This window comes from Phytohabitans sp. LJ34 (genome assembly GCF_052068095.1).
Lineage (GTDB): Bacteria > Actinomycetota > Actinomycetes > Mycobacteriales > Micromonosporaceae > Phytohabitans.
On the sequence record NZ_JBQHDG010000009.1, the window covers coordinates 13,946 to 24,329 of the forward strand.

The following is a 10,384-nucleotide window of genomic DNA, read 5'->3' on the forward strand; positions in this document are numbered from 1 at the left end:
CTTGCGTTCGAGCGTCCTCGAAGTCGTAGCGTCCGGAGCATGACGACGAGGACCGCACAACACAAGATCGGCTCCGGTTTCGGATACCGGAGCACCGCCACCGAGGTACTGCGCGGCATCGACCTGTCCGGCAAGCTCGCGATCGTCACCGGCGGCTACTCCGGCCTGGGCCTGGAGACCACCCGCGCGCTCGCCGGCGCCGGCGCGCACGTGGTCGTGCCCGCCCGCCGCCCGGCCGTGGCCACGGAGGCGCTGTCCGGCATCGCCGGCGTCGAGGTCGACGAGCTCGACCTCGGCGACCTGGAGAGCGTCCGCGCCTTCGCCGAGCGCTTCCTAGCCTCCGCGCGCACCGTCCATTTCGTCATCGACAACGCGGCCATCATGGCCTGCCCCGAAACCCGTGTGGGGCCCGGCTGGGAGGCGCAGTTCGCGACCAACCACATCGGACACTTCGCGCTCGTCAACCGCCTGTGGCCCGCGATCGCCCGAGACGGCGGCGCCCGCGTGGTATCCGTCTCGTCCGGCGGGCACCGCCGCTCACCGATCCGCTGGGACGACATCCACTTCACGTCCGGCTACGACAAGTGGACCGCCTACGGCCAGGCCAAGACCGCCAACGTCCTCTTCGCTGTACACCTGGACACGCTCGGCCAGGACGCCGGAGTGCGCGCGTTCGCGGTGCACCCCGGCAGCATCCTCACCCCGCTACAGCGCCACCTGCCACGGTCGGAGATGGTCGCCGCCGGCTGGATCGACGAGCAGGGCAACGCGCTCGACCCGTCGTTCAAGACCCCGGAGCAGGGCGCCGCCACCCAGGTGTGGGCCGCCACCTCGCCACGCCTGGCCGGCATGGGCGGCGTCTACTGCGAAGACTGCGACATCGCCGACCTGGTGCCAGAAGGCGCCCCGGGCGCCGGCGTGCGCCCCTACGCCGTCGACCCCGAGCAGGCCGCACGCCTCTGGGCCTACTCAGCCGACCTCACGGGCGTCTCACTGTCCAGTTAGGCCGGTCACCCTCGGCGGACCGCCGGCCACTCTCCCACTGTTTAGGGTGTGGTTCAGCATGTGGGCGGCGTCATGATCGTTAGCCCGGAACCTGTGTGACACGCCGGCGAGAATGCGGTTTGCGGGCTAACGATCATCGAAGCGCGGTGGACACCGGGCATGCGGAGGACGCTGCGTTAGGGCGTTGGCTGTCCGCGGAGAATCCTTTTGGGCTTGTCCCGCGGGCCCGGCAGTGGACGGCCGGGGGTTTCGGCTCGGTCCGCGAGCCGCCGGCCGGGAGCGGTGCCCGCGGGAGCATGCGGTCCGCAGCTGGCGCGGAGGTGGGCAAATCGGGTCTGGAAGTAACGGCACGACGCGCGGCGACCTGCTAGCGCACCCGGCGGCGGGCGCGGCTGGCGAGTTGGCGGGTGGCCTCCGGTGTGCGCTCGACCAGCGACGACCTCAAGGCCCGCGAGCTTGTGCGGGCCGCGTCGGGCGCCGGCGTCCGCCATCTCGTGTACATCTCCGTCGTCGGCGCCGACCGCGTGCCGGTGACGAGCCGGGCCGACCGCACGATGTTCGGCTACTACGCGGCCAAGCTCGGCGGCGAGCGCGTGGTCGCCGAGTCGGGCATCCCGTGGACCACGCTGCGGGCCACCCAGTTTCACGACCTGATGCTGCGCACCGCGGCCCAGATGGCGAAGCTGCCGGTGCTGCCCGTCCCGTCGGGCATGCGGGTGCAGCCCGTCGACTCCGCCGCGGGTCGCGGCCCGGATGGTCGAGCTCGCGCTCGGCGCGCCGGCCGGTCTCGTGCCGGACCTCGGTGGCCCGCGGGTGTACGGCATGGACGAGCTGATCCGCGACTACCTGCGCGCCGCCGGTAAGCGCCGCCCGCTGCTGCCGATGCGCATGCCGGGCCGGGCGGCCGCGGCGATGCGCGCCGGCGCCAACCTGCTCACCACGGGTGCGACCGCGGGCCGTACGTGGGAGGAGTTCCTGGCCGAGTGGCGCAATCATGGGCAGGGTGTACGGGCGTGACATCATCGCGACGCGTCACTGGCCGGTCGACCTCGCGGTGAGCCGCACCGGCGAGCGGCTCTACCTGGTCAACTTCCACCCACCCCGCCTGTGGTGGCTCCCGCACCGCGGCTCCATCTCGCTCGTCGACACGGAGACCGGCCGGGAGAGGCGCCTGCGCCGGCACTCCGTCGGTGTGGTGGCGCTGCACCCGGAGGGCACGCACCTCTACGTCGCAGCCGAGTCGAGCGGCCGGGTGTCCGTCATCGACCTCGCCAGGCGGCGGCGGGTGGCCCGGATCCGGGTCGGCGTGCGGCCCCGCGCCGTGCTGGCCGACCCCGGCGGCGACCGGGTCTACGTCGCGAACGGCGGTGACGGCACCGTCTCGGTCATCGCGATGTGGGCCCGCACCGTCGTCGCGACCATCCACAGTGGAAGGTGGCCGTCCGCGCTGGCGTTGGGCGGTGACTGGCTCTACGTGGCCAACCAGGGCGACGGGTCGGTCACCACTGTGGACATCGAGTGCCTCACCGGCCGGGGCGCCGTGCCGGTCGGTGGCACCCCGGAGGCGCTGTGCGTGAGCCCGTCCGGCGACCGGCTCTACGTCGCCACCTCGCGGCCGGCGGCCATCCAGGTGCTCCGCACCGACCCGCTTGAGCCGATCGGCACGATCCCGATCACCACCCGCTATCCGCAGCCGCCCATCCTCTCCACCGACCCGCCGCTCGAGCCCGAACCGAGCGCGGTCGCGGTCAGTCGCGACGGCGCGCGCCTTGTCGTGGGCCTGGCCGTGCCGGGCACCGTCCAGGTGGTCGACCTGGCCGGTGAGCGGATCGTCGACGAGTACGAGCTGGGCCTGGGCCTCTTCGAAGGCCCGTCCCGGATCGTCGCCGACCCGCGCACGGACAGGTTCTACATCGTCTGCGTGGGCCCGGACCTAACCGTGCTGGGTTGACGAGCGGCGATCCGATCCACATACTACTTACCCAGTAACTACTTACTCGGTAAGGTGCGTGGCGATGAGCGTGAAGTTCGGCCTGCTGGCGCTGTTCGCCGACGGCCCCAAGTACGGCTACCAGCTGCGCACCGAGTTCGAGGCGCGCACCGGCGGCACCTGGCCGGTCAACGTCGGGCAGGTGTACACGACGCTGGAGCGCCTGGAGCGCGACGGCCTCGTCGCCGCCGAGGGCACCAACGACGAGGGCCGCGCGGTCTACGCGATCACCGACGCGGGGCGGGCCGCGCTGGACCGGTGGTTCAGCACGCCGGTGGCCGACTCCGACCGCCCGCGCAACGAGCTGGCCATCAAGCTGCTGATGGCGGCGACCACGCCCGGCGTGGACGTGACCGCGGTCGTGCAGCGCCAGCGCACCGAGTCGCTGCGCCTGATGCGCGACTACAACACGCTGCGCCGCGCGGCCGACGAGGTCGACGACGTGGCCGGCGTGCTGCTGCTGGACAGCCTCGTCTTCGCGCTGGAGGGCGAGGTGCGCTGGCTCGACCACGTCGAGTCGACCGTGCTGCGGCGGGGCGGCCGCCTGCCGGCGCCCAAACGGCCGCGCCGCGCGGCTCGTACGACGGAAAGGAACGCACGATGACCGTGCTGAGCCTCGAGAGGGTGTGCCGGGACTACCGGTCCGGCGCCACGACCGTGCGGGCGCTCGACAGCCTCGACCTGGAGGTGGCGGCGGGCGAGCTCGTCGCGGTGATGGGCCCCTCGGGGTCGGGCAAGTCGACGCTGCTGGCGCTCGCCGGCGGGCTGGACACCCCGACCGCCGGGCGGGTACGCGTGGAGGGCACCGCCCTCGACGGGCTCGGCGCGGCGGCGCTCGCCCGCCTGCGCCGCGACCGGATCGGCTACGTCTTCCAGGACTTCAACCTCGTCTCCGGTCTCACCGCGGCGGAAAACGTGGCGCTGCCGCGGGAGCTGGCCGGCGCCTCCGCGCGCAAGGCCCGGACCGAGGCGCTCGCCGCGCTCGACGAGGTCGGGCTGGCGCCCGAGGCGGACCGGTTTCCGGACCAGCTCTCCGGTGGCCAGCAGCAGCGGGTCGCCGTGGCCAGGGCACTGATCGGCCGGCGGCGGCTGCTGCTCGCCGACGAGCCGACCGGCGCGCTCGACTCCGCCACCGGGCAGGCGGTGCTCGACCTGATCCGGGCGCGGGTCGACCGCGGCGCCGCCGGCGTGCTGGTCACCCACGAGGCACGGTTCGCGAGCTGGGCCGACCGGATCGTGTTCCTGCGCGACGGCCGGATGGTCGACAGCACCGGCGGGCGTGACCGGGCCGAGGAGCTGCTGACCTCATGAGCGAGCGGATCATCGGGCACGCCGCGAAGCGAGGACGGCTATGAGCGTTGGCGAGGGACTGGGATCCTGGCGGGTGGCGATCCGGGTGGCGCGGCGGGCCGCGGCCCGGAGCAAGGCGCGCACGCTGCTGATCGTGCTGATGCTGGCGCTGCCGGTGTTCGCGGGCACGGTGCTGTTGCTGTCGTACACGAGCACGTACACCTCCGCGGACGCCGAGGCCAGCTGGCGCCTCGGCACGGCCGACTGGTTGATCGACGGCGACGGCACGGAGGGCGCGCTCGCGACACTCCCGCCGGGCAGCCGCACCGCCTGGGTCACGGAGAGCCGCACCGTCGTGCGCGCGGCGGGGTTCTACAGCCTGCGCGACTACGTCGCGGCCAATGTGGACGACGAGCTGACCGCCGGCATGTTCTTCGTCCGGGCCGGCCGCGCGCCGCACGGACCGGGCGAGGCCGCGGTCTCCGCCGCGCTCGCGAAGGCCACCGGCGTCGGGGTCGGCGACAAGCTCGCCGTCGGCGCCCCGCCGCGCGAACGGTCCATTGTGGGCATCATCGACGCCGCCCGCGAGCTGAGCATCCCGCTCGTCGTCACCGACGCCGACCAGCCGCTCTCCGCCGCGGGCCGAAAGGCCCTGGTGAAGCTGCCGCCGGGCGGCACGGGCTGGACGCCGTACGAGGGCGCCAAGAAGTGCGAGACGACGCCGGACGGGGCGCAGGTGTGCGGCTCCTCGATCAGCACCACGTACCGCGGCGACGTGGGCCCGAGCGCCGCGGAGATGGCGGTCCGGGTGGCGGCCTTCACGCTCGTGGTCGGTTTCGCCGCCCTCCAGGTGGCGTTGCTGGCCGGCGCCGCGTTCGCGATCGGGGCCCGGCGGCAGCGGCGCGAGCTGGCGATGGTGGCCGCGGTCGGTGCCAGCCGGCCGCAGATCGCGCGGATGGTGCTCGCCAACGGCGTCGTGCTCGGCGCGCTCGCCGGCGGCTGCGGCGTGCTGCTGGGCGTGCTCACGTACCAGCTCAACAAGGACACCGTCGAGCGCGTCGCCAACCACCCGCTCCGCGAGGGCGCGGCACCGCTGGGCTGGCTCGCCGCCATCGCGCTCTTCGCGGTCGCGGTGGGCCTGCTCGCCGCGCTCGGGCCGGCGCGCGGTGCCGCCCGGCAGAGCCTGCGCGCCGCGCTGTCCGGGCGCGAGCCGGCTACCAAGGCCAGCAACCTGCGCTGGCTGGTGGGCGGGCTGCTCATGGCCGCGGGCGGTGCGGCCGCCGCGGTGGTCGCCGCCGGACCGACCGGCAGCGTGATCACCGTGACGGCCGGCGCGATGGCGATCCTGCTCGGTGTCGCGGCGGCCACGCCCGTCGTGGTCGCCGTCGCCGGCCGGCTCGGCCGCCGCCTCCCGCTGGCGTTGCGCCTCGCGGTACGGCACGCCGCCCGCCACCGCCTGCGTACCGCCGCCTCGGCCGCGGCGGTCTGCACGGCCGTCGCCGGGAGCATGGCCCTGATGCTCTACAACGCCGCAGACGACGTGGAAAGCCTTGTGCTCCAGCCCGAGGCGCGAGCCGGCCTGGTGGTGGTGCCCGAGGTCGCGGCGGGCCACCTGACGCCCGACCGGCGGCGGGAGCTGGCCGAGGCGCTGCCCGTGCGCGAGATCGTGCCGCTCACCCTCGCGGAAGGGCAGGCGTGGCAGGAGTCCGAGGGTCCGCTCTACGGCGACTCGGGCCTCCCCGCGTACGTGTCGGGGCAGGTGGCCATCGGTGGGGCGGAGGTGATCCGCGCGGTGACGGGGGCGGACGCACCCCCGGCCGCCCTGGCCGCCCTGCGCGACGGCCGCGCGGTGGTGTTCTACCCGTGGGTCCCGATCGATGGTCAGCTGGTCGTCGGCGAAGCGGGCCACCGGGTGCCGGCCGTGGTCGTGCCGGTATCGGACGCCTTCAGCGAGCTGCCCGCCGCCGTGGTCGCCGAGTCGACCGCCAAGCGGCTCGGCCTCGCCACCCGGCCCGCGGGTGCGCTCGTCGACACCACCCGCCCGCCGACGGCGGCCGAGCTCGCCGCCGGAAACTCGGTGATCCTCGCCGCGCAGGTCGAGGCGACGCCGGCGGTCACCGATCCGGCGCAGGCCGAAGCCGGCGGGCGGAAGCGTTACGGGCGCGACTACGGCGCGATGTTCCTCGTGCTCGCCGCGGTCAGCGCCGTCGTCACGCTGGCCGCCAGCGCGGTCGCGGTCGGCCTGGCCACCGCCGAGATGCGCACTGATCTGTCCACATTGGCCGCTGTGGGCGCGGGCCCCCGGCTGCGCCGCCGGATCGCCGCCGCGCAGGCCGGACTCATCGTGGGCATCGGCGCGATCCTCGGTGTGGTCGGCGGGATCGCGCCCGCGGCGGGCATGGTCGCCTTCCGCTCCAACCTGGAGTGGCGCGTGCCGTGGCTGCCGCTCGCGATCACCGTGCTCGTCGCGCCGATCGTGGCGGTGCTGGCCACCGCGCTGCTCACCCGCCCGCGGCTCGTGCTCGTGCGCCGCTTGGGGTGATGCTCAGTCGAACGTGACGTCGATGATCTCGCTGTCGGTGTGCGGTGCTTCGAGCCGGCCGTCGCGGAGCTGCTCCAGCTTCTGGACGAGCTTTTCGATGGCCTCCGCGCGGTCGCCGATCACTTTGATGGGCGTGACGCCGGGTGCGATGAGCTCCGGGCGCGCCTCGCCGAAGACGACCGGGAAGATGTGCGGTGACTTGGGGAAGTACGACTTGCGGGCGTTGACCTCTTTGACGACCCAGTTGTCGGTCAGGTCGCGGATCTGGACGTTCGAGGAGATCATCGGGACGAGCGCGAGGGAGTGCTTGAGACCGTCGTCGACCTCTTGGAGGAAGCCGGCGCCTTCGGCCGGCTCGTTCATGTACACCCGCAGGCCGCGGGCCCGCAGCTCGCGGGCCCAGTGCTGGGCCTCGTCGGCGTCGTGGTGGGTGTAGGAGATGAAGGCGTCGTAGACGAAGCAGGACCAGGGCACGGACTTGAGCACGGCTTTGCGGAACGCCTCGCGCCGGGTCCACTCCAGGCCCATGATGCCGTTGGACTCGATCCGGAACACCTTGACCTTGTTGCTGCGCGGCTCGAAGCGCTGCTTGGGCAGGACGAGGAAGCCCGGCACGTCCGCCCAGAGGATCGGAAAGTCTTCATGGGAGAGCGTGCTGCCGGGGCCGACCAGGCTGTTGAGCTCGCCGGCGGCGAGCAGGTAGATGCCGTGCCGCCCGCGGTCCAGGTCGGCCGCCTCGGCGATGCCCTCGAAGGTGATCTGGCGGCGCAGCTCGTCGGGTACGGTGATCAGCTCGGTGTGGCCGCTCAGCCCGGCCAGCGGGTCGGCCGTGGAGTCGCGCGGCACCGCGAGGGGGCCGGAGCCGTCGGCGCCGACCAGGAAGTCGACCTCCTGGCTGATGTACTCCAGAACCCGGCGGCTGATGAAACTCTTGATCATCGCGAGCGCGTGGATGGCGTCCCGGTCGCCCTGCTTCGCCCGCGCCTCGAGGTGGCCCTCGATGTCGCTGAGGTGGAAGGAGAGCAGCACCACGGGTGTCATCGCCACGAGATCGGCGGTGCGCCGCCGGCCGAGCGCGAACGCCAGCTCACCGACGACGTCGCCCTCCTGGTGGGAGAAGTACGGCTCGGTGGGGCGGTTGTCGTCGCGGCCGGGTGTCTTGTAGACGCCGACCCGCCCGCGCAGGATGACGAACATCGTGTCGCCCTCGTCGCCGAGCTTGCAGATCACCTCGTTGTACTGCCGCTCGACGAGCTGGGCCGACTTGGCCACCTCGCGGAGCATCGTCGGCTGGAGGTACTCGAAGAACGGATTGGCCTCCTGCTCGCCGCCGGGATTGGTGTAGACGAGATCGAGCCGCTTGAGCCGGGTGAGCGCGTCCAGCGCCTTCCCGTCCGTCTTGTTCACCTGGAGGATCCGCTTGGCGTAGTACATCAGCTCCCAGCCGCGGCTCTCCGCCAAGCGGGCCCGGTCGTCCCGCGCCGGGCCGTACCACTTGGAGTCGAAGTCGCCCAGCGACATCCGCCAGAGCTGCTGGTCGGTCGCGCTCTTGTCGCGCAGCGACCGGGGCTCGTGAAACTCCACACCGGGCCATGGCCCGTGCTGCTCGAGCCGGCAGCGGAACGCGTCCGACACGATCACCCCGTCGGGACCGCCGCGGGTGAGCAGCCAGCCGGCCACGTTGATGCCGTTGCCGACCACCTGCACCCGGCCGTCGGCGCCGCGCACCTGGCTGACCTGGCCGGCGTGAGCGGTTACCCGTAGGCCGACGTCGTCTTTCGCCGACCATTCCAGAAATCGATGGATCAGGTCGAGCGCGGCCTGCGCCGCACTCGCGTCATCACCATCGGGAAAGATCACATGGCCACCGTCGCCACCCGATGCCCAAATCGCCGGTACCGGCTTTTCGATCGTTTCGGCGACCACCGAGTTTATGCCGGTAACCCGGCTGAGCTGCACCTCGTGCTCCTGCTCGGAGGAGTGGCCGACGATGTCGCAGGAGACCACGAGAACGTCGCGCAGGTCCTGCGTGGGCGCATCGGGCACAACTGCTCCCTTCTCCACGGGTGGGAGGCAGCCCAAAACCAGGCTGCTCTCAGAACCGAATGCCTTTGGGACACGGGCACCTGGCGTCCGGCTCATAGATCAAGAAATGCGAGCCGCCCCGTCGACGTATGGCGCCGTCAAGTCACGCCCGGAGGGTGGGCGCCACTCAACGTTCCCCAATGTAAAACCCCGGTGCCAGGTGGAAGGGGCTTTTACACCGGCACGCATCGAGCGGTCTCCGGGGCGCGGCGGAGGCCGCGGATGCCGGGCACGGCGAGCAGCACGAGGCAGCCGGCGAGGCCGACCGCCGCGCCCACCCCGAGCACGGTCTCCGCGCCGAGCAGGGCGGCGGCCGGGCCGGCGAGCGCCTGTCCGATCGGGACGGTGCCGACCGAGCCGGCCACCTCGTAGGCGCTCACCCGGTTGAGCGCCGCCGGTGGCACCTGGGTCTGGATGCTTGTCGCCCACATCACCGACCAGAAGGCCCACGCGGCGCCGCCCACCGCGTGCCCGCCGAGCAGGAGCGACAGCGGCGCGTGGGCGGCGTAGCTGAGCGGGATCATCGCGAACCCGAACAGCGCCACGGCACCGGCGGCCAGCGGGCGCGCGGGCCGGTACCGCATCGCGACGAGGCCGCCGACGATCGTGCCGGCGCCCATCGCGGACATCGTGAAGCCGTACGCCTGCTGGTCCAGCCGCTCGGTGACGAGGCCGGAGCCGAGCGGGTAGATCGGGCCGAAGAGCAGCACGCCGTACACGGCCCAGATCAGGATCACCGACCACATCCAGGTACGGGACCGGAACTCGTGCCAGCCCTCGCGCAGGTCGCGGATCATCGAGGCGCCCCGGGCGACCAGCGGCACCGGGTCGAGGCGGAGCGCGAGCAGGCAGGCGGCGCTGACCGCGAACGTGCCGGCGTTGAGCGCGTACGCCATCCCGGCGCCGAACGCGGCGGTCAGCGTCGCCGCCAGGGCCGGCCCGACGAGCTGGGCGCCGGCGTCGGCGACGCGGAGGGTGGCGTTCGCCCGCTGGACGTCGGTGGCGACGCGCGGCACCAGGCTGGCCACGCCGGGCTGGAACATCGCGGCCGCGGAGCCGGCCAGGGCGGACATCACGAGCAGCAGCCAGAGCGAGGGCCGCCCGGTCAGCAGCGCGACCGCGACCACCGACTGGGTGCCGACCCGGACCAGGTCCGCGCCGATCATCATGCGGCGCGCGGTGAACCGGTCGGCGAACACGCCGCCGAAGAGCAGCAGCGCGGCGAACGGCGCCATCCAGGCGGCGAGCACCAGGCCCACGCCGGAGTCTCCGTAGCCGGCGCCGCGTACCGCCAGGGCCACCGCGACCGGCAGCGTGGCGTCACCGAGCAGCGCGACCGAGCGGGCCACGAAGTACAAGCCGAAGTCGCGCGTCCACAGGGTCGACATGCCCGTCCCTCCGTATCGGGTGCCCGGCCGAGCATTCCTTACTGGAAGGCTTCTTGCCAGTTGATTTGGATCACCCGGCGGCCC

9 protein-coding genes are annotated in these 10,384 nt (G+C 72.9%); 7 read left to right on the forward strand and 2 right to left on the reverse strand.

What is annotated here, in order from left to right; genetic code table 11:
• The first annotated feature begins 39 nt into the window (after nucleotides 1-39).
• The 7 genes from ACTMTJ_RS17490 (at nucleotide 40) to ACTMTJ_RS17520 (ending at nucleotide 6,827) form a co-directional block, all read left to right on the forward strand.
• On the forward strand, nucleotides 40-1,005 hold the full coding sequence (locus ACTMTJ_RS17490) for an SDR family NAD(P)-dependent oxidoreductase (RefSeq protein WP_441217762.1): 966 nt from the start codon (nucleotides 40-42) through the stop codon (nucleotides 1,003-1,005).
• 407 nt (nucleotides 1,006-1,412) lie between these two features.
• A complete protein-coding gene (locus tag ACTMTJ_RS17495; protein ID WP_441217764.1) occupies nucleotides 1,413-1,868 on the forward strand; it encodes an SDR family oxidoreductase in 456 nt (151 codons plus the stop codon).
• Nucleotides 1,828-2,022 (forward strand): hypothetical protein, encoded by a 195-nt coding sequence (locus ACTMTJ_RS17500; protein ID WP_441217766.1) that lies wholly within the window; start codon nucleotides 1,828-1,830, stop codon nucleotides 2,020-2,022. Before ACTMTJ_RS17495 ends, ACTMTJ_RS17500 begins: the two co-directional genes overlap by 41 nt.
• Entirely contained in the window at nucleotides 2,009-2,956 is a 948-nt protein-coding gene (locus tag ACTMTJ_RS17505) for a hypothetical protein (protein WP_441217768.1), read from the forward strand. Before ACTMTJ_RS17500 ends, ACTMTJ_RS17505 begins: the two co-directional genes overlap by 14 nt.
• 64 nt (nucleotides 2,957-3,020) lie before the next feature.
• Nucleotides 3,021-3,599 carry a PadR family transcriptional regulator gene (locus ACTMTJ_RS17510; protein ID WP_441217770.1) on the forward strand — a complete coding sequence of 193 codons (579 nt, stop codon included), beginning with the start codon at nucleotides 3,021-3,023 and terminating at the stop codon, nucleotides 3,597-3,599.
• A complete protein-coding gene (locus tag ACTMTJ_RS17515; protein ID WP_441217772.1) occupies nucleotides 3,596-4,306 on the forward strand; it encodes an ABC transporter ATP-binding protein in 711 nt (236 codons plus the stop codon). Before ACTMTJ_RS17510 ends, ACTMTJ_RS17515 begins: the two co-directional genes overlap by 4 nt.
• 40 nt (nucleotides 4,307-4,346) lie before the next feature.
• On the forward strand, nucleotides 4,347-6,827 hold the full coding sequence (locus tag ACTMTJ_RS17520; protein WP_441217774.1) for an FtsX-like permease family protein: 2,481 nt from the start codon (nucleotides 4,347-4,349) through the stop codon (nucleotides 6,825-6,827).
• A gap of 3 nt (nucleotides 6,828-6,830) precedes the next feature.
• Here the strand turns inward: ACTMTJ_RS17520 and ACTMTJ_RS17525 are convergent, their stop codons facing one another.
• Both ACTMTJ_RS17525 and ACTMTJ_RS17530 read right to left on the reverse strand, forming a co-directional pair.
• Nucleotides 6,831-8,873: a cyclic nucleotide-binding domain-containing protein gene (locus tag ACTMTJ_RS17525; protein ID WP_441217776.1), complete on the reverse strand. Its 2,043-nt coding sequence runs from the start codon at nucleotides 8,871-8,873 to the stop codon at nucleotides 6,831-6,833.
• 212 nt (nucleotides 8,874-9,085) lie between these two features.
• Nucleotides 9,086-10,300, reverse strand: a complete 1,215-nt coding sequence (locus tag ACTMTJ_RS17530) for an MFS transporter (RefSeq protein WP_441217778.1) — start codon at nucleotides 10,298-10,300, stop codon at nucleotides 9,086-9,088.
• Nucleotides 10,301-10,384 lie beyond the last annotated feature (84 nt).

Excerpts from the sequence above, each read along its gene's own strand:
- ACTMTJ_RS17490 (WP_441217762.1), top strand. The coding sequence starts at position 40 with ATGACGACGAGGACCGCACAACACAAGATCGGCTCCGGTTTCGGATAC.
- ACTMTJ_RS17500 (WP_441217766.1), top strand. The coding sequence starts at position 1,828 with ATGGACGAGCTGATCCGCGACTACCTGCGCGCCGCCGGTAAGCGCCGC.
- ACTMTJ_RS17510 (WP_441217770.1), top strand. The coding sequence starts at position 3,021 with ATGAGCGTGAAGTTCGGCCTGCTGGCGCTGTTCGCCGACGGCCCCAAG.
- ACTMTJ_RS17515 (WP_441217772.1), top strand. The coding sequence starts at position 3,596 with ATGACCGTGCTGAGCCTCGAGAGGGTGTGCCGGGACTACCGGTCCGGC.
- ACTMTJ_RS17520 (WP_441217774.1), top strand. The coding sequence starts at position 4,347 with ATGAGCGTTGGCGAGGGACTGGGATCCTGGCGGGTGGCGATCCGGGTG.
- ACTMTJ_RS17530 (WP_441217778.1), bottom strand. The coding sequence starts at position 10,300 with ATGTCGACCCTGTGGACGCGCGACTTCGGCTTGTACTTCGTGGCCCGC.